At 67.8% G+C, this 23,998-nt stretch carries 23 protein-coding genes; 8 read left to right on the plus strand and 15 right to left on the minus strand.

The window, feature by feature from the left end:
• Positions 1-2: 2 nt before the first annotated feature.
• From ACZ6SF_RS03995 to ACZ6SF_RS04005, 3 genes are read left to right on the plus strand one after another with little or no spacing between them, the layout of a single operon-like run.
• Positions 3-1,166 (plus strand): ABC transporter ATP-binding protein, encoded by a 1,164-nt coding sequence (locus ACZ6SF_RS03995; RefSeq protein ID WP_466060479.1) that lies wholly within the window; start codon positions 3-5, stop codon positions 1,164-1,166.
• Complete coding sequence (locus ACZ6SF_RS04000) at positions 1,166-2,863, plus strand: ABC transporter permease (protein ID WP_466060480.1); 1,698 nt, start codon at positions 1,166-1,168, stop codon at positions 2,861-2,863. The genes ACZ6SF_RS03995 and ACZ6SF_RS04000 overlap by 1 nt, the downstream gene beginning before the upstream one ends.
• Positions 2,864-2,904: 41 nt before the next feature.
• The gene (locus tag ACZ6SF_RS04005; RefSeq protein WP_466060481.1) at positions 2,905-3,669 is read left to right on the plus strand and encodes an SDR family NAD(P)-dependent oxidoreductase; all 765 of its coding nucleotides are present in this window, start codon (positions 2,905-2,907) and stop codon (positions 3,667-3,669) included.
• 65 nt (positions 3,670-3,734) lie between these two features.
• Here the strand turns inward: ACZ6SF_RS04005 and ACZ6SF_RS04010 are convergent, their stop codons facing one another.
• The 14 genes from ACZ6SF_RS04010 to ACZ6SF_RS04075 form a co-directional block, all read right to left on the minus strand.
• A complete protein-coding gene (locus tag ACZ6SF_RS04010) occupies positions 3,735-4,754 on the minus strand; it encodes an MBL fold metallo-hydrolase (RefSeq protein WP_466060482.1) in 1,020 nt (339 codons plus the stop codon).
• Positions 4,751-5,083, minus strand: a complete 333-nt coding sequence (locus tag ACZ6SF_RS04015; protein ID WP_466060483.1) for an EthD domain-containing protein — start codon at positions 5,081-5,083, stop codon at positions 4,751-4,753. The genes ACZ6SF_RS04010 and ACZ6SF_RS04015 overlap by 4 nt, the downstream gene beginning before the upstream one ends.
• A gap of 72 nt (positions 5,084-5,155) precedes the next feature.
• Entirely contained in the window at positions 5,156-5,779 is a 624-nt protein-coding gene (locus ACZ6SF_RS04020; protein ID WP_466060484.1) for a TetR/AcrR family transcriptional regulator, read from the minus strand.
• 43 nt (positions 5,780-5,822) lie between these two features.
• A complete protein-coding gene (locus ACZ6SF_RS04025) occupies positions 5,823-7,337 on the minus strand; it encodes a class I adenylate-forming enzyme family protein (RefSeq protein ID WP_466060485.1) in 1,515 nt (504 codons plus the stop codon).
• A 70-nt stretch (positions 7,338-7,407) separates the two neighbouring features.
• Complete coding sequence (locus ACZ6SF_RS04030) at positions 7,408-8,445, minus strand: NAD(P)-dependent alcohol dehydrogenase (protein ID WP_466060486.1); 1,038 nt, start codon at positions 8,443-8,445, stop codon at positions 7,408-7,410.
• Positions 8,445-9,236, minus strand: coding sequence for an SDR family NAD(P)-dependent oxidoreductase (locus tag ACZ6SF_RS04035; protein WP_466060487.1), 792 nt, complete (start codon positions 9,234-9,236; stop codon positions 8,445-8,447). The genes ACZ6SF_RS04030 and ACZ6SF_RS04035 overlap by 1 nt, the downstream gene beginning before the upstream one ends.
• On the minus strand, positions 9,236-9,994 hold the full coding sequence (locus ACZ6SF_RS04040; protein ID WP_466060488.1) for an SDR family NAD(P)-dependent oxidoreductase: 759 nt from the start codon (positions 9,992-9,994) through the stop codon (positions 9,236-9,238). The genes ACZ6SF_RS04035 and ACZ6SF_RS04040 overlap by 1 nt, the downstream gene beginning before the upstream one ends.
• The gene (locus tag ACZ6SF_RS04045) at positions 9,991-11,193 is read right to left on the minus strand and encodes an acyl-CoA dehydrogenase family protein (RefSeq protein WP_466060489.1); all 1,203 of its coding nucleotides are present in this window, start codon (positions 11,191-11,193) and stop codon (positions 9,991-9,993) included. The genes ACZ6SF_RS04040 and ACZ6SF_RS04045 overlap by 4 nt, the downstream gene beginning before the upstream one ends.
• Before the next feature lie 28 nt (positions 11,194-11,221).
• Complete coding sequence (locus tag ACZ6SF_RS04050; RefSeq protein ID WP_466060490.1) at positions 11,222-12,172, minus strand: phosphotransferase family protein; 951 nt, start codon at positions 12,170-12,172, stop codon at positions 11,222-11,224.
• Positions 12,169-13,377, minus strand: a complete 1,209-nt coding sequence (locus ACZ6SF_RS04055) for an acyl-CoA dehydrogenase family protein (RefSeq protein WP_466060491.1) — start codon at positions 13,375-13,377, stop codon at positions 12,169-12,171. Before ACZ6SF_RS04055 ends, ACZ6SF_RS04050 begins: the two co-directional genes overlap by 4 nt.
• 13 nt (positions 13,378-13,390) lie before the next feature.
• Positions 13,391-14,542, minus strand: a complete 1,152-nt coding sequence (locus ACZ6SF_RS04060; RefSeq protein ID WP_466060492.1) for a thiolase family protein — start codon at positions 14,540-14,542, stop codon at positions 13,391-13,393.
• Complete coding sequence (locus ACZ6SF_RS04065; RefSeq protein WP_466060493.1) at positions 14,539-14,913, minus strand: Zn-ribbon domain-containing OB-fold protein; 375 nt, start codon at positions 14,911-14,913, stop codon at positions 14,539-14,541. Before ACZ6SF_RS04065 ends, ACZ6SF_RS04060 begins: the two co-directional genes overlap by 4 nt.
• Positions 14,914-14,948: 35 nt before the next feature.
• Positions 14,949-15,737 (minus strand): enoyl-CoA hydratase/isomerase family protein, encoded by a 789-nt coding sequence (locus ACZ6SF_RS04070; protein WP_466060494.1) that lies wholly within the window; start codon positions 15,735-15,737, stop codon positions 14,949-14,951.
• A gap of 103 nt (positions 15,738-15,840) precedes the next feature.
• Positions 15,841-16,980 carry an acyl-CoA dehydrogenase family protein gene (locus ACZ6SF_RS04075; protein ID WP_466060495.1) on the minus strand — a complete coding sequence of 380 codons (1,140 nt, stop codon included), beginning with the start codon at positions 16,978-16,980 and terminating at the stop codon, positions 15,841-15,843.
• Positions 16,981-17,072: 92 nt separating this feature from the next.
• On the opposite strand from ACZ6SF_RS04075, the gene ACZ6SF_RS04080 reads away from it, so the two are divergent.
• From ACZ6SF_RS04080 to ACZ6SF_RS04095, 4 genes are all read left to right on the plus strand, one after another.
• The gene (locus ACZ6SF_RS04080) at positions 17,073-17,453 is read left to right on the plus strand and encodes a nuclear transport factor 2 family protein (RefSeq protein ID WP_466060496.1); all 381 of its coding nucleotides are present in this window, start codon (positions 17,073-17,075) and stop codon (positions 17,451-17,453) included.
• A complete protein-coding gene (locus ACZ6SF_RS04085) occupies positions 17,450-17,821 on the plus strand; it encodes a hypothetical protein (RefSeq protein ID WP_466060497.1) in 372 nt (123 codons plus the stop codon). The genes ACZ6SF_RS04080 and ACZ6SF_RS04085 overlap by 4 nt, the downstream gene beginning before the upstream one ends.
• Before the next feature lie 49 nt (positions 17,822-17,870).
• On the plus strand, positions 17,871-18,890 hold the full coding sequence (locus ACZ6SF_RS04090; protein ID WP_466060498.1) for an NADP-dependent oxidoreductase: 1,020 nt from the start codon (positions 17,871-17,873) through the stop codon (positions 18,888-18,890).
• Positions 18,891-18,986: 96 nt separating this feature from the next.
• Positions 18,987-20,492, plus strand: a complete 1,506-nt coding sequence (locus tag ACZ6SF_RS04095; protein WP_466060499.1) for a PucR family transcriptional regulator — start codon at positions 18,987-18,989, stop codon at positions 20,490-20,492.
• On the opposite strand, the gene ACZ6SF_RS04100 is transcribed toward ACZ6SF_RS04095, so the two are convergent.
• A complete protein-coding gene (locus ACZ6SF_RS04100) occupies positions 20,475-21,578 on the minus strand; it encodes a transporter substrate-binding protein (protein WP_466060500.1) in 1,104 nt (367 codons plus the stop codon). The genes ACZ6SF_RS04095 and ACZ6SF_RS04100 overlap by 18 nt on opposite strands.
• A gap of 331 nt (positions 21,579-21,909) precedes the next feature.
• Here ACZ6SF_RS04100 and ACZ6SF_RS04105 point away from each other — a divergent pair, with 331 nt between their 5' ends.
• Positions 21,910-23,961, plus strand: a complete 2,052-nt coding sequence (locus ACZ6SF_RS04105; RefSeq protein WP_466060501.1) for a hydantoinase/oxoprolinase family protein — start codon at positions 21,910-21,912, stop codon at positions 23,959-23,961.
• Positions 23,962-23,998 lie beyond the last annotated feature (37 nt).

Raw genomic sequence — 23,998 nt, forward strand, 5'->3', positions numbered from 1 at the left:
CGATGACGTCGACATTCACCGTTTCCGGCCTCACCAAGACCTACGGCGCCAATATCGTCGTCGACCAGCTCGATCTCACTATCGAAGACGGTGAATTCCTGGTTCTGCTCGGGCCGAGCGGCTGCGGTAAGACAACAACGTTGCGCTGTCTCGCCGGACTGGAGAATCCGCAGGGCGGTTCGATCGCGTTCAAGGACAGGCCGGTTTTCGATGCCGGGACCCGGGTGAATGTGCCTGCGCACAAACGCAATATCGGGATGGTGTTCCAGTCGTACGCACTCTGGCCACATATGACCGTGCGCGACAATATCCGCTATCCGCTGAAGGTGCGCAAGATGAAGACCGCGGTCGCGGAGGGGGCGGTGGAGGCCGCCGCCGAGATGGTCGACTGCGGCGCCCTGCTCGATCGCTATCCGGCCCAGCTGAGCGGCGGTCAGCAGCAGCGCGTCGCCGTCGCGCGGGGACTGGTCGCGCGGCCCGATCTGGTGCTCTTCGACGAACCGCTCAGCAATCTGGACGCGCGCCTGCGTGACCAGGTGCGGTCTCAGATCCACCAGCTGCATCAGCGGCTCGGGTTCACCGCGGTGTTCGTCACCCACGATCAGGCCGAGGCGTTCGCCCTCGGCGACCGGCTGGCCATTATGAAATCCGGGAAGATCGAGCAGTACGACGAACCGGAGCGGGTGTTCGAGAATCCGGTATCGGATTATGTGGCCGCCTTCATCGGGATGAGCAACCGCTTGTCGTTGCGAAGGGGGCACAACGGATGGGCCACCGCCGCAGGGGATTCCATCGATCTGACCCATGCGGTGGTCCGCGATTCGGCCGATGAGCACAGTACCGCGATAGCGCGGTTACGTCCCGACGATGTGCTGCTGCACGCCGGCGTCGAGGAGGTGCCGCCGGGCAATGTGGCCCTGCATGCCGAACTCGTGACCTACGAATACGGCGGCCGGTACTTCGATGTCACCGTCGAAACCGGCGGTGAACAGCTGATTCTGCGTGCCCCGGCGGCCCGGCACAGTGCGGCGCTACGGGGGAGCGGCCCGGGTGCGCCGCTGGTGGTGAGTTTCTCCCCGGCCGCGCTCCGCGTCTTCGCGGCGCCGGGCGGAGCTCCGGCGGCGGCGCCCGAGCCGGTGGCCGTGAGCGCGGGAGGGCACGTCTGATGGCCACCGTGACCACCACCGTGTCGCGGTCGTTCGCCGTCCCCGCGCAATGGCGCTCGCGCCTGGGTTACGCCGCTCTGCTGGCCGTGCTCGGTTATCTGGTGGTGCTGCCGATGATCCGGCTGCAATCACTGGCCTTCGCCGACGGCGCCCGCGGCTATCGGGCGCAGTACACCCGCTTCGATATCGCGGAAACCATCCGGACCACCATCGCCCTGGCGCTGGGATCGCTGGTGATCGCGATGGTGCTCGGCACCCTGCTCGCCTTCGCCGCGAGCCGGCTTCCGGATCGGCTCGGGTTCCTGCGGATCATCCCGATCCTGCCGATCGTGATGCCCGCGGTCGCCAATATCGTCGGCTGGGCGTTTCTGCTGTCGCCGGGACCGGGGTATCTCAATGTGCTGCTGCGGAAACTGCCCTGGTGGAGCGGATCCGATACCGGGCCGATCGACGTCTACACCGTGCCGTGGATCATCATCCTCACCGGATTCGGCCTGACCTCGTTCGTCTACCTGTTCGTCAGCGCGGGTATGCAGAACATCAGTGCCGAACATCTCGAAGCCGCGCAGATCAGCGGATCCTCGACCGTCGGCGTGTTCTTCCGGGTGGTGCTGCCACTGCTGCGTCCCTCCCTCATCTACGGCGGCGGTATCGCGCTGCTGCTGGGTCTGGGCCAGTTCACCGGACCGCTGCTGCTGGGGCAGAACTACGGCGTCAAGGTCCTGACCACGGAGATGTATCGCCGGGTATCGGAATCGCCGTCGGATTTCGCCGCGGCCGCGGCCGCCGGCTCCCCACTGGTGATCTTCGGACTGGCGCTGGTGCTGATCCAGAAAGGCCTGCTGGGCAACCAGTCACGGTTCGTGACCCACGGTGGGAAGGCGTTCGCCGCGCCCGCCGGGCGGTCGGTGTGGGCCACCGCGACGATTATCGTCTACGCGCTGTTCGCCCTGATCATCCCCCTGATCGGCCTGATGATCGTCTCGCTGACGCCGTACTGGTCCGGTGCACTGTCGTGGGACCTGCTCACCCTGGACAACTTCCGGACCCTGGCCGCGGACAACGCGATCGTGGAATCGGTGGTCACCAGTGTGTCGACCTCGCTGGCCGCTGTGCTGATCTGTGTACCGCTCGGCTACCTGATGGCGACCCTGCTGGTGCGCGGAAGGCAGTTCAAGATCCTCGCGTTGCTCGCCGATCTGATGACCGCGCTGCCCCTGGGAATTCCGGCCGTTATCTTCGGTGTCGGATTCCTGCTCACCTACACCGAGCCGCCGTTGATCCTGTACGGAACCAAAACGGTGATCATCCTGGTCTACATCGTGCTGATGCTGCCCTACGCGACCAGGATGCAGATGACGGCGATGCTCTCACTGGGCAACACCTACAGTGAGGCCTCGGCGACCAGCGGGGCATCCCCGCTGGTGACGAATCTGCGCGTGATGCTGCCGCTGATGCGGCCGACCATCCTCAGTGCCGTCGCCCTGATGTTCATCCTGCTGACCCACGAGTTCGCGGCGTCGCTGCTGGTCCGGGCTTCGACCACACAGGTGATGGGGACCCTGCTGTTCGATCTGTGGCAGAACGGGTCCTATCCGCTGGTGGCCGCCATGGCCCTGCTGATGACCGCGGTGACCACCGTCGGCGTCGCGATCGCGATGCTGGTCGGCGGGCGGAACGTGCTGAACAAACTATGAGCCCGGCCGAGTTCGCCGGCACCGCGACAGAAAGGACAGCCATGGCACCGGGAGCGTCCAGACTCCGGGACAAGGTCGTACTGGTCACCGGGGCGACCGGCGGTATCGGCGTCGAGATCGTGCGCCGCTTCGCCGCCGAGGACGCCGCGGTGGTGGTGACCGATCTCGGCGAAGCCGCCTGCGCCGAGCTCGTCGCCGGGCTGGACCCGCCCGGCGGGCATCTCACCCATCCGCTCGATATCGCGCGCGAGGACGAGTGGCGCGACGTCGTCGCCGCGGTACGCAGCCGGTACGGGAGGCTGGACGCCCTGGTGAACAACGGCGCCATCGGCAGCCTGGCCTCGGTGGTGGACGAGGACCTCGACCGCTACAACCGGGTGATCGAAGTGAGCCAGACCGGTACCTGGCTGGGTATGAAACACGCGGGTGCCCTGATCGAGGAGGGCGGGGGCGGGTCGATCGTCAACCTGTGCTCGATCCTGGGCACGGTGGGCGGACTCGGCAACAGTCTCGCCTACGCGGCGGCCAAAGGTGCGGTCCGCACCATGACCAAGAACGCCGCGTTGCACTGGGCGATGAAGGGGGTCCGGGTGAATTCGATCCATCCGGGATTCATCGAGACCGAGCAGTTGCTCGAGCGGTACGAGGGCACCGAGCGGCACCGGGGGATGCTGGCGGGTACCCCGATGGGTCGTCTCGGGCGGGCCGCCGAAGTCGCGGCGGCGGTCGCGTTCCTGGCCGGGGACGATGCCACGTTCGTCACCGGCACCGAACTCTATGTGGACGGCGGCTGGACCTGCGCCTGAACGCAGCGATCCGGTCATCTTCATCGGATGAGGGTGAAGATGACCGGATCCTTCGTGTGCTGGTGTTACTTCGCCGCGGAAAAGATGTCCACACCCTCGCAGTTCGCGGCGGTCACGGTATCCAGGGTGGTGAGAACGTCGAGGTGTGCCATGGTCTCGCAGGTCGCGACCATCTGATTGAACGTGTCCAAGGTGGTGAACGGGCGTTCCCGGCGGGTCCAGCTCAGGGCCTGGGCCACCTCGAGGCCGGTGCACGGCGCCAGTTCGGCGAGCGCGGACCGGACCTGGGCGAAACGTTCGCCGTGGTGTTCCAGCAACTCCCTGGCCCGGCGGCCCACACTGCCGCCGTCGGGCCCGTGGGCCGGAAGCATGGTCTGGTCGTCGTTGTCGCGCAACAGTTCCAGGGAGCGCAGGAAATTGTCCAGGGGGAGTTCCCAGGTGCCCAATTCGAACCCGATCGACGGGGTGATCGTGGGCAGCAGGTGATCGCCGGTGAACAGCAGCCGGCGGGCGGGATCACGGAATACCAGGTGTCCCTTGGTATGGCCGGGAGTGGCGAGGGCTTCCAGTTCGAGTCCGCCGAGCCTCAGCGTTCCCGGGAGCAGCCAATGATCCGGCGCCGCCCAATCCTGTGGGTCGAAGGGTTCGCCGGCGCTGTCGATGTGGACTCGTGCGGCGATACCGGCGGCGCCGGCACGGCGCAGTTCCCGCAGCGAACTCTCGGGCACATTGCTACCCAGTTCTCGAATCGATTGCAGGCCGGGGGATTCGGCGGCACCCAGATGGACCCGGCAGCCGTGCCGGCGGCGTAGTTCGACCGCGAAGGTGTAGTGGTCGCGGTGGATATGAGTGACTAGCACATCGTGGATCTCGTCGGGGGAGCGGCCGATTCGCGCGAGTCCGTCGGACAGTTCGCGATAGGTGTGCCGGCGATGCCAGCCGCCGTCGATCAGCACCAGCCCGTCGTCGGTGTCGAGGGCGTAGACATTGACCGCCCGCAGGCCGTCCTGGGGCAATTGCAGCGGTATGCGATGGATACTGTCGGCGACCGGATAGCAGCCGGGGTCGGCCCAGTGGGCGGTCACGCGCCACCGGCCAGGGGCACCATGGTCTGCTCCTCGCCGTACCAGATCATGCGCCGGCCGCGCATCGCGCCGACATGGCGCACGGCCGCCTTCCATTCCGGACTGGCCAGTGCGGCGTCCAGGGCCTCCCGTGACTCGAAGCTGAGAATGGACAACCCGTCCCAGCCGGCGGATTTCTCGTCGGCGGTGTCGAGCAGTTCGGTGTGCTGCCAGCGCAGCAGGCCGGGCAGTGGATAGGTCACCTCGGCGTGTTCGCCGCGCCACCATTCGATGAACTGGTCATGGGTCCAATCGCTGGGGCGCGACGCCAGCACGATGAGGTTGTACATCCTGGTATCCTAACTGAATTCTGTTCGGTTTGACAGGGCACGCGAAACGCCGGGGGCGCTTGCTGCGGGGAGTTACGCGCGCACCATCCGCACCGCCGTCTCGGTGACGGTATCGGTGATCTCGGCCAGAGTGAGTGCGCCGTCGGGGCGGTACCAGCGCCAGACGCTGATCACCACGGCCAGCACGAGCCGGCCCTGGATGCGGGGATCGGCGTCGGTGAAATCACCGGACTCGATACCGCGGGCGATGAGATCGGTCCAGTTCTGTTCGATCTCCTGGACGAGCTCGCGAGAACGCAGCCTTTCGGCTTCCTCTTTTTCCGATTGCCGCGGCGCGGCCAGCAGATCCATATGGTTCTGCAGAATCCGCCGCTGCAATGCGTCGGTGGGCTCGGCGCGCAATGCTCCGGCCACCGCGGCGCGGAGTGCGCTTTCCGGATTCTCCTCGCCCTCGGTGGCCGCGACGAAACGGTCGACCGAATCGGCCAATTCCAGGCGCATGATCGTCAGCAGGCAATGTGCTTTCGATTCGAAATAGTGATAGAGCGCCGTCTGGCCGATTCCGACCTCGTCGGCGATCGACGCCCATTTCGTATGCTCGTAACCGATTCGTCCGAATTGCTCGATGGCCGCGGCCAGGATACTGCCCCGCTTGGATCGCGGGCTTTCCCGCCGAGCTCCGGTATCAACGGTCATGAGTGAAGTGCCCCCAGGATTGGACTGTGTGGATGCTTCAACACTACCCCACCTGATATGAACTCGAGTCGGCTGCGGCCAACCGCGCGGCGAGCCGGACCGCATCGGGCCGGGATAATTTCCCGACCCGATTCTGCGGGAGGTCGGCCACGGTGAACAGGTATTCGGGCCACTTGAATTTGGGAAAATCCGCGGCCTCGAGCTGTGCCGTCACGGCCGGCAGCGTCAGCTCTCCGGTATCGGCCACGACCAGCGCCGCGGCGCGTTCACCGAGTAGATCGTCGGGCACGGGGACGACACACACCTGCACGACACCAGGTATCGCCGCGATCGCGGCCTCGATCTCGTTGATATCGATATTGCGCCCGCCCCGGATGATGATCTGCTTCTGGCGGCCCATCACCTGGATGGAACCGTCCGGCGCGACCTCTACCAGGTCGCCGGTGGGCAGGAATCCGTCCTCGGTGAGCGCCGGCGGTACCGGAACACCGCCGCGGGCGTAGCCGACGAACAGGGAGGGGCCTTTCACCTGCGCGTCGCCGATTTCGCCGGTCGGTAGCACGGCGCCGTTCTCGTCGACGGCGCGGACGACGGTGCCCTGGAACGGGCGCCCGTCCCGCCCCAGCCGGATCTCCGGCGGATCGCCGAGTCGCGGCGTGGTGTGTCCTAGGCACTCCGACATACCGAACACCCGCAGGAATGTGGTGCCGAGTTTCGCCTCCGCCTCGGCGAGGGCCCGCTGGTTCATCGGCCCCCCGCCCACAGTCATGGCCCGTAGTGCCGCGAGTCGGCCGGCGCTGTGCTCGACCACCGAGAGCTGGAGTGCCATGGTCGGCACCAGCATGGTCCATGCCACTCGGTGCCCGGCCATCGCGTCGAGCGCGGCGGCCGGTGACCAGCGGCCGATGGCGACCATGGTGGAGCCCAGGAAGGCCGGGAGATACATACCGAAGCAGAACGCGGCCACCGAGGACAGCGGGACGAAAGCGCCCACGGACTCGCCCGGCCGCAGCCCGACGGTGTCGATGGTGCTGCGGCAGGCGTAGCGGATGGCGTCCTCTGATTGCACAACGCATTTCGGCCTGCCGGTGGAACCGGAGGTCATGGCGATCGCACTGCCGCCGTGCCAGCGCCGCACAGGTCCGAAGGGTGCCTCGCGTGCCAGCAGGAGATGATCGCCGACGGCGGGGCCGCGGCGCGGGAAGAGGTCCTCGGGCACATCCCAGCTGCGCAATGACTCGGGTTCGCCGATCACCAGATCGGGCTCGATATCCTCGAGGGCCAGCCGGAACTCCGATTCGCTCGCGTGCGGGCTGAACACGGCGACCACACCGCCGCGCAGACCGACCGCGAGCGCCGCGGCGAGGGTCCGCCAGGTGTTATCGGCCTGGATCAGCACCGTGGGCGCGCGGTCGTCGATAGCCGCTATCCGGTCGGCGAGGGTTGTCGCCGCCGCCGTGATCTCACCGAGGGTGTGCTGTCCGAGCTCGTCGATCACCGCGATATCCGCCGGTGTCCGCCGCGCTCGCTCGAGCATTTCCTGCGCCAGTACTCTCATCGCCCGTTCCTCGTGCCGCTGTGATCTCTGTTTACTCGTCGCCGCGTCGCCGCGGGGCGGAATGCGCTCGTCACGCCGGTGGCACCAGTACGGCGCGGCCGGTGATATCACCCGCGCGCAACCTGCGGTACACCTCGGCGGCCGCGGTGAGCGGGAAGGTCTGTGCCGTGACGTGCAGGACGCCCCGCCGGGCCAGCTCGACCACCGCGGCCAGATCCGATCGCGGACCCCAGAACGGCGCCGTGACACCCCAGCCCATGGCGAGACCCACGTCTTTGCCGACCTCCAGCCGGCCGCCCGCACTGCCGACCACCACCAGCCGCCCGCCCGGGGCCAGCGCCGGTCCGGCCGGGCCGACGGTATCGGGTGCGCCCGCGAAATCCAGGATCAGATCCGCGCCCTCGTCCAGTTCGGCGAGCGCGGAGCGGATATCCGGATGGACCGCGTCCACGCCGAGGCGCCGCGCCTGGGCGCGTGCCTCCGGCCGGTTGTCGACGCCGATGATCCGCCCCGCTCCGAATTCACGAAGTATCTGGACCGCGAGATGGCCGAGCCCGCCGATCCCGGCCACGAGGCATACGCTGCCCGAATCGATCAGGTCCCGCTGCCTGCTCACCGCGTGGTAGGCGGTGAGGCCGGCGTCCGCGAGGGGCGCGCAGATCGCCGGATCCACCCCGGGAGCCCGGACCAGGAACCGGGCCGCGGGGACGATCATGGCCTCGGCCAGCCCGCCCGGGTGACCGAGCCCGTTGCCGATGGGAACTCCCGGGCCGCCGGATCGCAGCCGCAGGCAGTAGTTCTCCCGCCCCCGCAGGCAGTTGCGGCATATCCCGCAACTCCAGATGCCGTGGACCACCACGTTCTCCCCGATCCACCCGGGATCGGCGGCCGGTCCGGCCTCGATGACGGTGCCCGCCACCTCGTGACCGAGGGTCAGTGGCAGGGGATAGTCGAAGTTCCCGGCGTCGGAATCCATCACGTGCAGATCGGAGCGGCACAAACCGGCCGCCTCGACCCGCACCAGCAGTTCCTCGCCCCGGGGGCGCGGAGTGGGGATCTCGCGCAGCTCGGGTTCGGATCCCCAGGCGGTGAGCTGGACCGCGAGCATCAGCGGGCCGTCCAGCCGCCGTCGACCACGACGGTCTGCCCGGTCATATACGAGGAGGCGTCCGAAGCGAGGAACAGTACCGCGCCGTCGACCTCCCCGGGGCGGCCGCCCCGGGCGAGCATGGTGTTGCGCCGGACCCAGCCCGCGGATTTCTCGTCGGCGAACAATCCGTCTGTCATCTCCGTATCGAACCAGCCCGGGACCACGGCGTTCACCCGGATACCGCGCCGGCCCCACTGGCCGGCGAGCTCTCGGGTGACGCCCAGGGTTCCGGCCTTGGACGCGGCATAGCTCGCGCCGCCGATGGGCGCGGTCGACACCAGGCCGATCACCGAGGAGATATTGATATAGGAGGCGCGTTCGCCCTCGGGTAACCGGGCCGCCGCGCAGACGGCGAGGTGGAACCCGGCGAGCAGGTTCAATTCCAGGATCGCGTGGAACTCCGCATCGGTTTCCTGTTCCGCCTGTGGCGGCCCGGGCCGGCCCGCATTGTTGACCAGGACATCGAGGCGCCCGGACTCCGTATAGCAGCGGTCCACGAGGGCGGTGCGGTCCTCGGGCCGGGTCACATCACAGGCGACCGGCACGATCCGGGGGTCGGTATCGGCCAGTTCCCGCAATCGGTCCACCCGGCGGGCGGCGGCGTAGACGGTGGCCCCCGCTCCGGCCAGGGTGCGGGCGAATCCCAGACCCAGCCCCGACGAGGCGCCGGTGACCACCGCGACCCGCCCGCTCAGCCCGAACAGGCTCTGCACTGTCCCGGTATCCGATCCGGGTGGCTGCGCGCTCATCAGTACACCGCGGTCCGGCCGCCGTCGACCGGGATCAGGGCCCCGGTCGTATACCCGGCGGCATCGCCGGCCAGATGGACCACCAGCCCGGCGATCTCCGCCGGCCGCCCCAGGCGGCCCGCGGGCAGCCGGTCGACGATTTTGCCGACGAACTCCTCGTCCCAGTGTTCGGCCATATCGGTCGCGAAGCCTCCGGGCAGTATGCAGTTCACCCGCACCGTCGGGGCGTACTCCTGGGCGAAGGCCATGGTCAGCGCGTTGAGCCCGTTCTTGGCCGCCGCGTACATCGCTTCCGGCGGGCTGGGCCGGACCGCGCCGATACTGGAGATGTTGACGATCGACCCGCCGCCCGCGGCGGCCATCCGGGCACCGGCCACCGCCATCAGGCGGAACGGTCCCTTCAGGTTGACCTCGAGGGTTTTGTCCCACAGTCCCTCGGTCACCGAGACGAGGTTCTCGGCCAGGGGTGCGATTCCGGCGTTGTTGACCAGGATGTCGAGGCCGCCGAAGTCGCCGATCATCCGGTCGACCGCGGGTTCGATGCTGTCCCAGCGGCCCACGTGCAGTTCCCGGGGATGCGCGCTGCCGGGACCGTCGTCGCCCAGTGTGGCGACCGCTGCCTCACAGGCCGCGAGTTTGCGGCTGGAGACGATCACGGTGGCCCCGGCGTCACGCAGTCCACGGGCGATCGCCAGCCCGAGTCCGCGGCTCGCACCGGTGACCAGTGCGACCTTTCCGGTCAGATCCATTGTGCTCATCGGTATTTCTTCACTTCCAGACGCGCGATGGTGCGCAGATGTACTTCGTTGGGGCCGTCGGCGATCTGCAGGGCGCGGGTGATGGCGTGCATCCGGGCCAGCACGGTGTCGTTGCTGACCCCCGCCGCGCCGAAGGTCTGCACCGCGCGGTCGACCACCGCGTGCGCGACCTCCATGGCGGCGACTTTGATCGCGGCGACCTCCGACCGCGCCGCAGCATTGCCCGCGGTATCCATCAGCCAGGACGATTTCAGGACCAGCAGCCGGATCTGATCGATCTCGATCCGGCTGCGCGCGATCCACTCCCGCACCACCCCGCGGTCGGCGAGCGGTCCGCCGAACGCGGTGCGCTCCAGCGAGCGCCGGCACATCAGTTCCAGTGCGCGTTCGGCCATGCCGATGGCGCGCATCGCGTAGTGCATCCGGCCGGGGCCCAACCGGCCCTGGGCGATCGCGAATCCGTCGCCCTCGGCGCCGAGCATATTCGCGGCCGGCACCCGGACATCGGTGAACTGCACCTCGCCGTGACCGAGCCGATCGTGGAAACCGAACATCGGCAGATCCCGCAGGACTTCGATTCCGGGTGCGTCCGCGGGAACCAGGATCATGCTCTGCTGCCGGTAGGTCGTGGCGTCCGGATCGGATTTACCCATGAATATGACGAGCTCGCAGTCCGGGTCGAGAATGCCGGAGATATACCATTTGCGGCCGTTGAGTACGTACTCGTCGCCGTCACGGCGGATGGTCGAGGTGATATTGGTGGCATCGGAGCTGGCGACGGCGGGTTCGGTCATGGCGAATGCCGACCGGATCTCACAATCCAGCAGTGGCCGCAACCATTGCGCCTTCTGTTCGTCGGTGCCGAACATCGCCAGGATTTCCATATTGCCGGTATCGGGCGCCGAACAATTGATCGCCTCGTTGCCGATAATGGACCGGCCCACCATTTCCGCGAGCGGGGCGTATTCGAGATTGGTGAGCCCGGCGCCCAGGCCGTCGTGGGTCATGAACAGGTTCCACAGGCCTGCCGCTCTGGCCCGTTCCTGCAGTTCCCGCATGATGTGCGGCTGTTCGTGCGGATTGTCCGCGGCGGCGATCTGCGCATCGTAGATCGGCTCGGCCGGATAGACATGGTCGTGCATGAAACGCTCGAGTGTTCCGAGCAGATCCTGGGTGCGGGCGGAGTAGGAGAAATCCACAGTGCGGCTCCTGAACAGGGGAGGGACCTCAACCGGCGAGCAGCGCGGTTCCGGTCTCGATGAGGCGGGCGATGGTGGCGGGCAGCTTTTCCTGGTCCGGGTCGTGGTGCCGGCCCTCCCGGTGTCTGCGCAGGTTGTGGCCCATGATGGCGGCCATCTTGAGGCGGCCCAGGGCGTCGAACCAGGTCAGCTCGGGCAGCGCCGGTCCGCCGGTGCGGTAGCGGTCCACCAGTTCGGCGGCGCTCGGCAGGCCGGGCACGGTACGCCCGACCTCGGGGAAGTTGGCGCCGTCGGCGAAAACGAGGAACCAGCCGAGTTCCACCCTCGGATCGCCGGCGCTCCAGATCTCCCAGTCGATCAGCGCGACCGGTTCGGTACCGGCGGCGATGATATTGCCCAGCCGATAGTCGCCGTGGACCAGCGTGGGGGGCAGCGGCTCCGGGATCCGGTTGCCGAGCAATTCGAGCAAGCGGTCGCCTCCGGCCACCAGTTCCGGCGGTACCGCGCCGAGGGTGCGGGCCCAGCGGGCGAGTTCGTCGGCCGGAGTGAGGGCGGCCTCGATACCGGGAACGGTGCCGAGTGCGACCGCGTGCAACCTGGGCAGTACTTCCGCAGCCCGCAGCATCCGGGCCGCGGCGATATCCGGGGCGACCGCCGGGTCGTCCAATACCGGCTCCAGCGACTGCCCGGCGACGAATTCCATGGCGAACCAGGCGGGCTCGCTATCGTCTTCCACGACGATCGCCGGCACCGGGACGTCGGTCGGCGCCAGCGCGCGCATGATCCGGGCCTGGCGCAACATATCGTGGCGGCCGACCGGTTCACGGCCCTCGGGCACCGCTTTCACCACATAGGTTCCGCCGGTGGTCACGGCCCGGTAGGTGAGTCCCGAATGACCGCCGGGCAACCGCTCGAACCCGGTGAGTTCGGCCCCCGCCACAGCGGACAGCCTCTCGCGGACACGGACTTCCAGCGTCATGGGCGCGGCTCCTTGGGCAGGCCGAGCACCCGCTCGGCGATGATGTTGTGCTGGATCTCGTCGGTACCGCCGGCGATCCGGTAGCCGGGCGCACCGAGGACGTGCTCGGTCCAGGCGTAGGTTCCCCAGCGCCCCGAATCGGCGGCCAGATCGCGTCCGAGCAGTAGTCGTACGACCTCGGAGGTGCGGGCCATCGTGTCGGTGGCCAGGAGCTTTCCCGCCGAGGCCTCCGGACCGGGATCCCGGCCGGCGACGACCGCCGCGGCGACCCGCATACCCGCCACCCGCTGGACGTAGCTGCGCGTGACCAGATCGGCGACCCGGTCGCGTTCCAGATCCGACAGTTCACGGCCCAGGTTGCGGGCCAGTGCCACGGCCCGGTCGGCATTGGCCAGGCCGAGCGTCGCGCCGTCGAGGCGTTCGGCGGCGAGAACGGTCAGCGCCACCGGCCAGCCCTTGCCGACCGGCCCGAGGCGTAGCGCGTCGTCGACCACCACACCGTCGAGGTAGACCTCGTTGAACGAGGTTCCTCCGGTCATCTGGCGGATCGGCCGGATGGTGACGCCGGGCGAGTCCATCGGGACCAGGAACACCGTGAGTCCCGCGTGTTTGGCCGCGTTGGGATCGGTCCGGCAGACCGCCACCCCCAGATCGGCGACGCGGGCGCCCGAGGTCCACACCTTGTGACCGTCGAGGGTCCAGGTACCGTCGTCATTGCGGCCGGCCCGGGTCCGCGCGGCCGCCAGATCGGAACCCGCTTCGGTTTCGGAGAAGAGCTGGCAGGCGATCAGATCGGTGCGCAGCATGGCCCGGACGTAGCGGTCCCGCTGTTCCGTGGTGCCCCACTGCTCGATCGCGGGAGCGATCAATTGCTGTGTCACCGAGAACATTTCGGTGCGACGCGGTACCTCGAACTCCGCCTCGGCGCGCCGGAATGCCAGCACATACGACATCGGCAGCCCGCGTCCGCCGTATTCGGCGGGCCAGTCCAGCGCTCCCCAGCCCGCATCGAACTTGGTTCGTTCGTAGTCGCGGATCACGTCGGTGTGCCGGCGTTCTTCCGCGGCGGTCCAGTTCTCGAATACGGCGACCGAATCGTCACCGTGACCCCACGCGGCCTCGGTCCGGGGGGCGGCGACCTCACGCAACCAGTCCCGGGCCGAATCGGTGAATTCCACGATATCCGGCAGTGTCCGTGTACTCATCTGCTACCTCGACTCACACCGAAAGAACTGTGCAGGCGCTGATTCCGGGAGCGCCGTAGACGTGGGTGAAACCCGTGCGCGGACCGTTGGGAACCTGCCGCTCACCGGCTTCACCGCGCAGCTGGGTGACGATCTCGTGGACCTGCCGCAGCCCCGAGGCGCCGATGGGTTCGCCGTTGGCGATACAGCCGCCGTCGGTATTGATCGGCAGCCAGCCGTCGATCTCGGTGGCGCCCGCGGCGATCATTTCTTCCTGGGCGCCGTGCACACAGAATCCGCATTCGGCCATATGCATGATCTCCGCACCGCTCTCGGTGTCCTGGAGCTGTGCGACGTCGATATCGGTGGGCCCGATCCCGGCCTGTTCGAAGGCCGCCGCGGCGGCATCGGCACTCACACTGGTCGGTTCCCCGCTGCCCTGGACCGCAGGGCTGAAGACCTCGAACGACCCGAATCGGCGGGTGCGATGGCTGATCGCGCGCAAGCGCACCGGGCGGCCCTCGAGCCGCCGTGTGGTGGCCGAGTTCGCCACGATCACGGCCGCCCCGCCCTCGCCGGGCGAGCAGAACATGAACTTGGTGAGCGGATCGTTCACCATCTCCGCCGCGGCGATCTGCTCCGCCGATACCGGGTCCCGCCGCCAGGCGTTCGGGTTGCGGCTGCCGTTGCGGTAGGCCTTCTCGGCGACCTTGGCCAGCGTCGCGGCGGAGATATTGTGTTCGCGCATATAGCGGCCGATCTTGGCGCCGAAGAACTGGGTGGTCACCATGAGCCCGGCCGCACCGTATCCCTCGGGGAGTCCCCAGTCGGCGGGGTCGGGATCGAAGGCCCCGCGCGGATGTTTGTCGAAGCCGACCGCCAGCGCGATCTCGGCGGCACCGGACCGCACCGCGTTGACCGCCGAGAACAATGCGCTGCCGCCGGTCGCGCAGCCGTTCTTGACATTGGTGAACGGGATCCCGGTGAAACCGAGTTCCGCGACCAGGGTGTCGGCCAGACCGGCGCCGTCGCTACCGCCGAAGGCGACCTGGATATCGGGCCAGGTCAGTCCGGCGTCGGCCACGGCCGCCGTGATCGCCTCCACCGCCATCCGCCGGCCGCTGACGCCCGGCCGGCGGCCGAAGCGGGAGAGCCCGCTGCCGATGATCGAAACCTGCTCTGTCACCGGTCCTCGCTCTGCTGGATGGATGTGGCGGCGAATCGGGGGACCGGTGTGACCGCGACCAGTCGCACCGGAGCCCGGTCCAGGGCGGCGAAATCGTCGCAGTCGAGGATCGCCTCGATCTTGATCCCCTCGGGGAGTTCGACATAGCCGACCGCGTAGGGGCCGAAGCCCTCGGCGGGAACGACATACGGTGGTGACTTCGGCGGGAACCGCTGGACGGTGTAGGCCCAGACCACTCCTTCGCTGCTCAGCGGCAACGGGTCGGCCGTCGGCCGGGCGCAGCGCGCGCAGATCGCGCTCGCCGGGAACCCCACCGTCGCGCATACCCGGCACCTACTGCCTTCCAGTACGGGTTTCACCTGCTCACCCATATCGTTCCTTCCGAATCGCCGCTACCGGTGGATGCTCAGCGGCCGACCCACTTGGGTTCGCGCTTCTCCAGGAAGGCGTTGACACCCTCGCGGGCGTCCTCGGACTGCAGGGCGTTGCCGACCGCGAGATGTTCCATCACCATCAGCGATTGGATATCGGCGTCCAGGCCGCGGTCGATGGTCATCTTGGTGAGCTTCATGGCGAAGGGGCTCTTATCGACGATCGGCGCGATGAACTCCGCCACCAGGGCGTCGAGTTCGGCGGCCGGGGCGGAGGCGTTGATGAGGTCGAAATCCTCGGCTTCCTTGCCCGAGAGCAGTTTTCCGGTGAGCATCAGTTCCTTGGTCTTGCGGATGCCGATCATCCGGGGCAAGCGGTAGATCGGGCCCGCGCCGCCGAACAGCGCGCGGCGGATATGGAAGTCGCCGATCCGGGCGTCGTCGGCGGCGACCGCGAAATCGCAGGAAATCATCAGCTCGAAGCCGCCCGCGGTGACGTATCCCTCCAGCACCGCGACCGAGGGGGTGTTCATGGAGTAGAGCCGGTCGCAGACCTTCGCCGAGAGCACCGCGACATCCATCGCGTTGGTCTTGCCGACGTAGTTCTCGCGCAGTTCGTCGAGGTCGAAGCCCGAGCAGAAGGTGTTCGCCCGCCCCCGCAGCACCAGGACTTTGAGGTTCGGGTCGTTGTCGACCTCGACGATGATCTCGTCGAGCCGGTGCAGCAGCTCCACGGTGACCGCGTTCTTCTTGTGCGGGCGGTTGAGCCAGACACGCGCGATCTCGCCGTCTTTCTCCAGGACGATGTGGTCGGTGTCAACCATGGTGGGGCCTCTTTCGGTGTCCGTTATTGAACTGGATTCACTTCAGTTGTACTGGATGGCGCGGGACTCGTCAATACGGATTCCCGCACCGGTTCCGGGCCTGTCACACGCCGATCAGGTCGGCGATACGCGCCCGATGACTGCGCGAATCACCATGTGCTGCTTCATTTCCGAGTGCGCGGCGAAGATAGGAATGCGCAGGATGCTCCCAGGTGAAGCCGACTCCGCCGTGTAGTTGCACGGCTTCGGATGCCGCGAAAACGGCCGCATCGGTGCAGACGGCGCCCGCCACCGCGACGGCCAGGCGGGCCGCATCGGGGTTCTCGGCATAGGCGGCCGCGGCGTAGCGGGACGCCGATCTCGCGCGTTCGAGCGCGACGAGCAGATCGGCCAGGCGGTGTTTGATCGCTTGGAACGAACCGATCGGCCGGCCGAACTGACGGCGTGTACCGGCGTAGCCGACCGTGAGTTCCAGGAGCCGGTCGATGATGCCGGTGTTCTCGCAGGCCGTCGCGAGAGTGGCGAGGTCGCGTAGTCGTGCGGTCGCCGTCCCGGTGGATCGGGGGTCTGTCAGCGCGACGGCCGGGCAATCTCGCAGGGTCAGATCCGCTTGACGCCGGGTGGGGTCCAGGACCCGGCGTGGCGTGTGCGCGGTCCCGGGTCCGGGTCGGAGGGCGAAGAGCCGGCGGCCGTCGTCGGCGTCCGCGGACGCCACCACGATATGTGCGGTCGCGCCACCGATCAGGTGTGTCACCGTTCCGTCGACGCGCCAGCCCGCCGGGGTCGGGTGGGCGCGTAGGTCGTCGGTGTCGGTGCCGAGTGTGCTGACCGCGGTGAGGAGCTGTCCGGCCAGGACCTCGGGGTAGAAGTCGATCTCGCCGGCGACGGGTAGGAGGGCGCGGGGCCCGAGGACCGCCGCGCCGAGAATCGGTTCGCAGGTCAGTGCCCGGCCGCATTCCTCGAGAACGATCGCCAGCTCGGCGGTGCCGTATCCGAGGCCGCCCGCCTCCTCCGGGATTGCGAGACCGGCCACCGACATCTCGTCGGCCAGGAGTCGCCACAGGGTTTCCGAGTAGCCGATGCCGGATTCCGCCGAGGCGCGGATCTGCTCGATATCGCTGTGCTTGCCGAGTATGGCGCGCAGTGTCTCGCGGAGTTGGCTCTGCTCGGGGCCCGGTGTGAGTGCTGCCGGTTCCGACCCGGGCCAGGGGGCTTCGGTAACGGCTGCGGGGGTCGGGGACATATTTCTCCGGTTGAGTTGAGTTCAATTCGGTAAACGGAGCCTAGCGCTTCGGACTCTCGACAAGAAGAGGTTTGCTGAACTAAGTTCATTTCATGAGTTACGTGATCGAGGACTACTACGCGACGGTCGACAGCGGCCGGCTGCGGGACGCGGTGGCGTTACTGGCCGACGACGTGGACTTCGTGATGATCCTGCCCACCGGGATCAATCGGGACCGTGGCCGTTCGGCGATGCTCGACTATCTCGGCGGCCGGCCCGCGGTGAATCGCAAACACGTTCTGCTGCGCGCGGCCGCGGACGGCGACCTCCAATTCGCCCACGGCGCCGTCACCGAGAACGACACCGTGACCACCGGCTACTTCGTGGCCGCCATGCATCTCGACGCGGCCGGTCTCATCGACCGGTACCAGGTCACCTTCAGCGCGGATTTCGCGCTGGTGGGGCAGTCCTCGAACGAAGGAGAACGGATATGACGGCCGAGGTCCCGGTGCTCACCCGCTGGTTCGGGTACATGGATTCCGAAGATCCCGACCGGGTGCTGGGAATGATCGCCGAGGATTTCACCATGTCGGTGCAGTTCTCCAAGGGTGCCGGGCAGAGCGCCGAATTCGTCGGTGACCGGGCGGGACTGATCGCCTATCTGGCCCAGCGCGAGAAGAGCACCCTGGTCCATCACATCGATATCGGCGCGGTGGTGGGCGAATACGAGCTGGTCCTCGGCCGCACCACTCGCGACGGTGTGTTCGAGGCCTCGTTCAACGCGACCCTGCAGCTCGATACCGCGGGCGCGGTACGCCGTCTGCTCATCGCGCGGACCCCGGAGGTCGCCTTCGCGCCCTGATCGGCGCACCTATCCGGAACAGCCGGGCCCACCACTGCAGGAGACCACGATGAATCGCCGACTCTGCCTGGCTCGACGACCGGCCGGGAAGCTGACCGTCAACGATCTCGCACTCATCGACGAACCCGTGCCGGTGCCCGGCCCGGGTGAGGTGCTGGTACGCAACACCTGGCTCTCGATCGACCCGTCGATCCGTATCCGGCTCGCCGAGACCACCCCGAACGGATACCTGCCACCCCTTCGGCCGGGCGACCCTCTCACCGGGCTCGCCCTCGGCATCGTGGCCGAGACCCGCAATCCCGATTACGCCGTCGGCGATCTGGTCTCGCATACCCTCGGCTATCGCGAGTTCGCGGTGGTGGGAGCCGGTGCCCGGACCATCGGCGGTTATGGGGCACCGGCCCGGGTCGATGCCGGTGAGCTGCCACCGCAATGGTTCCTCGGACCGCTGGGCAGCGCCGGGCTCACCGCCTATGTGGGGCTGGTCGAAATCCTCGAACTGACGGCGGCGGATACGGTATGGATATCCTCGGCGGCCGGCGCGGTGGGCGCACTGGCGGGGCAACTCGCGGCACTGCGGGGCGCCACCGTCCTCGGGTCGGCGGGAAGCCCGGGCAAGGTCGCCTACCTGCGCGACGAACTGGGAATCGCGGCCTTCGACTACCACGAACCCACCCTCGCCGAATCGCTGGCCGCGCTCGCGCCCACCGGGATCGACGCCTATTTCGACAATGTCGGCGGCGGCCATCTCACCGCGGCGCTCGACGCCCTGCGCCCGCGGGGCCGGGTCGCGCTGTGCGGCGCGGTCTCGGGGTACGACGGCGCCGCACCGGCCGGACCGCCGAACCTGTTCACCATGGTGGCCAAGGGATTACGAATGCGAGGATTCCGGGCCGGTTCCTTCACCCACCTCGAGGGGCCGATGCGTACCGAGATCGCGGGTCATCTCGCGGCCGGCCGGCTGGTGCATCGCGAGTCGGTTTTCGACGGTATCGAGCGGGCGGCGGACGCGCTGGTCGCCATGCTGTCCGGTGCCACCACCGGCAAAACGCTGTGCCGCCTGGCGTGACACCGGACGCTCACCGTACGCGGACCGGCGGTCCGGGGCAGAATAGCCTCCGACGTGGCCTTCGCGTGGATCGCCGGTCGGGCCGGAGGGAGTGGTATGGCGACAGTCCGCGACTTCGCGGTCCGGGCCGGACTTCGCTCCCTCACCCCCGGTCCCGCCGCGAGCGCGTGGTCCGAGCCGGTCACCGCCCTGCACGAACTCGACCTCGGTGAATCGGGCGGTATCGGCCCCGGCAGCGTGATCTATGTGCCGTCGAAGCGGTGGGCCGCGATCGCGGTGCCCGCGGAACTACCCCGGGAGCTGAAATCGGCCGGCGGTCTGGCGGTGGTGGTCGACAACGATGATCGCGATCTGCCGCCCGAGTTCGTCGCCGAATGTGTCCGGCGCACCCTGCCGGTGTACCTCATGCCGAAAGGCGCCTCCTTCGAGCAGCTGGGTGCGGCGCTCACGGCGGAGACGCCCGGTTCGGCCGCGGGGGAGGCCGGTGCCTCGGGGCCCGAAGCGATACGGGCCGCGCTCGACCGCTTCATCGGCTCCAGTACGCTTCGGATCTGGCTGGTCATGCAGGGGTGCGCACTGCCGGGGTCCCACGGAACCGATATCGAGCTGCTGACGAAGCTGCTGTCGCGGAAACCGGTGGGACCGGAACAAATTCCTTCGGCCACCGCGGCCGCATTTCATATCGCGCTGCCCGAGTCCGGTCTCGCCCTCGTTATCTCGAATCCGGACCGGCTCGAGATAGCGCTCAGGCGCCTGACCGGACTGCTCCGGCACCTCGATGCGCTGGCCGGGGCGATCGAGGTGAAACGATCGGCGCGACAGGAGTTCGAAACCGCCCTGATCCGGGAGCTGGTAGAAGCCACGGTCGCCTCCGCGGCGCTGGATCCCTGGGCCGGGTCCCTGGGACTCGAACCGGGGGCGCGTATCCGGGCGCTGGTCGCGCGTACCCCCGCAACCGGTGCCGAAGACGGCAGGCGGGTGGTCACGGCGCTCCGGGATCTCGGGGCGAGTATCGGGAATTCGTGTGTGGCCGGGGTGCACGGCGAGAACACCTACGCGCTGATCACGCTGAACAGCGAGGAGTTCGGAGCACCGGGTGAACCCGCTCCGTTCGAACGGGCCGCGGCGGTTCTCGATGCGCTCTTCGAACTCCGCTACGGTTCGACCCTGGCGCTCGGCACCAGCTCGTTTGTGATGCGCGACAGTAACGACCTGGTCCGGGGATTGATCAATGCCCAGCAACTCGCGGACCGGCAGGCCCGTTCGGCGCACGCCGGCGCGGTCGCGCTCCCGTCGCCACTGGCGGCGACCCTGCTCGCCGGAGAACCACAGCTGTCGGCAGTCCTCGAACGTTCGCTGCTGCAACCGGTGCTCGACTACGACCGTGACAAGGGGTCGAGCTACCTGCATACCCTGCGGACCTTCCTGGCGCTCGACTGCCACTTCGGCGCGACCGCCGCGGAGCTGGGTATCCATATCAACACCCTGCGGTACCGGCTGAGCCGGATCGAAAGGCTCACCGGCCGTGGCGTCCAGTCCACCGCGGACCGGGTGGACTTCTATCTTGCGCTCTGTCTGCGGGAACTACCGCGGACCGATTAGCGACCTGCCTTCGGACCACCGGGGTTCCGGCAGCCGCGGCGCGAACTCCTCGACCACCTCGTAGTCGCCGCCGGCCGCCCGGCCGACGTAGGCGGGGTGGGCGCTGTAGTGATCGCTGCGGAAATAGAAGGGCAGGCCCTCGGGATTACCGTCGAAACGGATTTCGAGCAACGCGTCGGCGAGAGCGTCCGTGGCCGCGGATCCGGCTTGCTCGGCGGCGAGCCGGAGTGCGTGAACGGCGTTGTAGGCCCCTACTTGCGCCGAATGCGAATGTTGTTGTCCGCGAACGGCGGTGAGTGCGGACCGATAGGAGGTGTTGGCGGGGGATTCGAGCCGGGAGAAGTAGGTGGCCACCATATAGTGCCCGTCGCTCACCTCCGGCGGCATATGGGCGAGGTCGATCGCGGTGGTGACGGTGGCCGCGATGGGCAGGGTCGCCGATTCGAAGCCCGCCCGGTGGAACTGGGTGTAGAACTGCGTGGTGGAATCGATACCCACGAGGTTGCTGATGACGACCGACGGGCGTACCCGCGCGATATCGGCGAGTACCGCCGTGAAATCCGTCTCGCCCAGCGGTGCGTGCCAGCTGCCCACCGTGGTGAGGTCCCAGCGTTCTCCGAACCGCCGGATCACCTCGGCGAGAACCCGCGGATAGATGTAATCGGATCCGACGATATATATCCGCCGGCCCAGCTCGGACGCGATCCAATGCAGATAGTCGGCCAGGTACTGATTGGGCGCGGCGCCGCAGTAGAAGACCCGCCGGTCGGTCTCCTCGCCCTCGAAGTAGGTCGGATACATCAGCAGGCTGCGATTGGCGTGCACGGCCGGAATCATCACGACTCGACTCGCCGAGGTATAGCCGCCCACCACGGCGTCGACGAATTCCGTACGGCACAGGTGGTCGATTCCGGGGGCCGTCAGCGAGACCTGCGAACGATCATCGAAGATCGCCACCTCGAGGTCCGCACCGAGGACACCACCGGCCGCGTTGATCTCGTGCACCGCGAGCAGAGCACCGTCGAGTATCGATTGCTCCATCCGGGCCTGCGCGCCGCTGAGCGAGTAGAGCATGCCGATCTTCACGCGCAACGCTCCTCTCGCCGGGCGCCACCGCGGTGGTGACGAAATCACTGTACGGCCCGGCGGCAACCGGTACCTGCCGGGCCTGCGTGCCAGGTGTGACAGTGGGCGGGCCTGTTTCGATGTGGTGACCACACATCTCCCCCGTGTATCGGATACCTGGTCGTTACGTACGAGTGGAACACGTTTCCGCAGGTCGAGGCTGCGACGGTCCGGCGCACTCGTATCGATCTCCAAGCCGGGACGGCTACCGCTCGGCGGATGGGCCAATTGTCGCGAGCGCCCCCGCGGCGTTTCGTAATACCCGTCCGCGACATGTTCCGAGGAGGGCGAAATGACCGAAACCACCGGCCGAGCGGAGAAGATCCGCACCGCGGTCGATATCGGTGGGACATTCACCGATGTCTTCATCCAGCGCGGCGACGGCACGATTGTCACCGCCAAGTACCCGACCCAGTCGGATCCGATCGAGGGCGTCCTCGCGGGGATGAAGCAGGCGGGGGTGAACTGGGAGGACGTCGAGTTCTTCTCGCACGGTACGACCATCGCGACGAACGCACTGATCACACGCCGATTCCCCCGGGTGGCGATGGTGACCACCGAGGGATTCCGCGATGTGCTCGAAATCCGCCGCGGCGACCGCGAATCCTGGGACCCCTACGACGAGGTGGCAGCGCCCATCGTGTCACGGCGTCACCGGCTGACGGTGCGTGAGCGTATCGGCTACGACGGCAAAGTGCTGCAGGCGCTGGACGAGGACCAGGCCCGGGATATCGCCCGGATCCTGAAGCGTCGCGAGGTCGAAGCGGTGGCGGTGTGTTTCGTGAACTCGTTCACCAACCCCGAGCACGAGGAGCTGATGGCCGAGATCCTGCAAGAGGAACTGCCCGGGGTTTCGGTCACCACCTCGAGCGATGTACTGCCGGAGATCTTCGAATACGAGCGTTTCTCGACCACGGTCGCCAACGCGGCACTGGTGCCGATCATCGGCCCGTATGCCCGCACGCTGGAGGGCCGGCTGAGTGAGAACGGCTACGCCAACGATGTCCTGCTGCTGCATTCCGGTGGCGGTGTCATGACTCCGGCGCTGGCCGAACGGTACGGCGCCCGCCTGGCCGCCTCCGGTATCGCCGCGGGCGCCATCGCCAGCCGCCATATCGCCCGCATGTGCGGATTCGAGAATTCGATCGGCTTCGATATGGGCGGTACCTCGACCGATGTCTCGCTCACCGATGACGGTGTCCTGGGCACCACGAACCGGTGGAGTGTGGAATTCGGCCACCCCATCTGCTTCCCGAGTATCGAAGTTCTCACCATCGGTGCGGGCGGCGGTTCCATCGCCTGGCTCGACGACGCCGGCTCGTTGCGTAACGGTCCGCAGTCCGCGGGTTCCGAACCGGGCCCGGCCTGCTACGGAATGTCGGGTGCGGACGCGACGAACACCGACGCCAACCTGATCCTGGGCACCGTCGGCAAGAAGCTCGCCGGCGGCGTGCGGGAACTGGACGAGGCCCGGGCGCGGGCAGCCCTGGAGCGGATCGCGGCGCCGCTCGGTCTCGACGCCGATACCGCCGCCCAGTCCATCATCAAGGTGGCCAATGCCAACATGGCCGACGCGATCCGCCTCATCTCCATCAGGAAAGGGCACGACCCCCGCGATTTCGCATTGGTCGGGTTCGGCGGCGCCGGGCCGCTGCACGCCGCCTACCTGGCCAAAGACCTGGGCATTCCCACTGTGATCATCCCGCCGCACCCCGGCGTGACCTCCGCGATGGGGTGCATGCTGGTCGACGTCCAGCACGATCTGACCACCATGTACCTGGCCGACGCCGCCGACGTCGATCTGGGTCATCTCGGCGAATCTTTCCGCAAGCTCCAGGCCGAGGGGCGCGAGCGGCTGGTCGCGGAGCACGTCGCCGAGCAGGACATGATGTTCGAGTACTACGTCGACACCCGCTACATGGGCCAGTGGCGTGCCATCGCGGTACCGGTCACGATGCCCCTGACCTCCTTGGACGATGTCGTCGCCACCTTCCACGCGCAGCATTACAAGGAGCACAACTTCGCTGACGAACAGGCCGGGGTGGAGATCTACCGGATCTCCGTGCGCGCCATCGGTGTCACCCCGAAGCCGACTGTGGAGCCGACGCAACTCATCGACCCCGCCGGATTCACACCGGTCCCCACCGAGGTGCGCCGGGTCCTGTTCCCCGATGAACCCACCCGGCTCGACACCCCGGTCTACCACCGCGCGGACCTGCCCGCGGGCGCGGTCCTGGACGGTCCGTGCATCGTCGACCAGCTGGATTCGACCACCGTCGTGCCGCCGCATACCACCGCGCAGGTCGACGAATGGGGAAATCTGCTGCTCCGGACCGCCGTCTGAGGTCCGATCCGTCCGAACCGTACTCCCACGAGGTATA

The sequence above is a fragment of the Nocardia sp. NPDC049935 genome (assembly GCF_055586645.1).

Bases quoted from the DNA above. Each gene is read 5' to 3' on its own strand.
- ACZ6SF_RS03995 (WP_466060479.1), top strand. From the start codon at position 3: ATGACGTCGACATTCACCGTTTCCGGCCTCACCAAGACCTACGGCGCC.
- ACZ6SF_RS04000 (WP_466060480.1), top strand. From the start codon at position 1,166: ATGGCCACCGTGACCACCACCGTGTCGCGGTCGTTCGCCGTCCCCGCG.
- ACZ6SF_RS04005 (WP_466060481.1), top strand. From the start codon at position 2,905: ATGGCACCGGGAGCGTCCAGACTCCGGGACAAGGTCGTACTGGTCACC.
- ACZ6SF_RS04015 (WP_466060483.1), bottom strand. From the start codon at position 5,083: ATGTACAACCTCATCGTGCTGGCGTCGCGCCCCAGCGATTGGACCCAT.
- ACZ6SF_RS04020 (WP_466060484.1), bottom strand. From the start codon at position 5,779: ATGACCGTTGATACCGGAGCTCGGCGGGAAAGCCCGCGATCCAAGCGG.
- ACZ6SF_RS04025 (WP_466060485.1), bottom strand. From the start codon at position 7,337: ATGAGAGTACTGGCGCAGGAAATGCTCGAGCGAGCGCGGCGGACACCG.
- ACZ6SF_RS04030 (WP_466060486.1), bottom strand. From the start codon at position 8,445: ATGCTCGCGGTCCAGCTCACCGCCTGGGGATCCGAACCCGAGCTGCGC.
- ACZ6SF_RS04035 (WP_466060487.1), bottom strand. From the start codon at position 9,236: ATGAGCGCGCAGCCACCCGGATCGGATACCGGGACAGTGCAGAGCCTG.
- ACZ6SF_RS04040 (WP_466060488.1), bottom strand. From the start codon at position 9,994: ATGAGCACAATGGATCTGACCGGAAAGGTCGCACTGGTCACCGGTGCG.
- ACZ6SF_RS04050 (WP_466060490.1), bottom strand. From the start codon at position 12,172: ATGACGCTGGAAGTCCGTGTCCGCGAGAGGCTGTCCGCTGTGGCGGGG.
- ACZ6SF_RS04055 (WP_466060491.1), bottom strand. From the start codon at position 13,377: ATGAGTACACGGACACTGCCGGATATCGTGGAATTCACCGATTCGGCC.
- ACZ6SF_RS04065 (WP_466060493.1), bottom strand. From the start codon at position 14,913: ATGGGTGAGCAGGTGAAACCCGTACTGGAAGGCAGTAGGTGCCGGGTA.
- ACZ6SF_RS04070 (WP_466060494.1), bottom strand. From the start codon at position 15,737: ATGGTTGACACCGACCACATCGTCCTGGAGAAAGACGGCGAGATCGCG.
- ACZ6SF_RS04075 (WP_466060495.1), bottom strand. From the start codon at position 16,980: ATGTCCCCGACCCCCGCAGCCGTTACCGAAGCCCCCTGGCCCGGGTCG.
- ACZ6SF_RS04080 (WP_466060496.1), top strand. From the start codon at position 17,073: ATGAGTTACGTGATCGAGGACTACTACGCGACGGTCGACAGCGGCCGG.
- ACZ6SF_RS04085 (WP_466060497.1), top strand. From the start codon at position 17,450: ATGACGGCCGAGGTCCCGGTGCTCACCCGCTGGTTCGGGTACATGGAT.
- ACZ6SF_RS04090 (WP_466060498.1), top strand. From the start codon at position 17,871: ATGAATCGCCGACTCTGCCTGGCTCGACGACCGGCCGGGAAGCTGACC.
- ACZ6SF_RS04095 (WP_466060499.1), top strand. From the start codon at position 18,987: ATGGCGACAGTCCGCGACTTCGCGGTCCGGGCCGGACTTCGCTCCCTC.
- ACZ6SF_RS04105 (WP_466060501.1), top strand. From the start codon at position 21,910: ATGACCGAAACCACCGGCCGAGCGGAGAAGATCCGCACCGCGGTCGAT.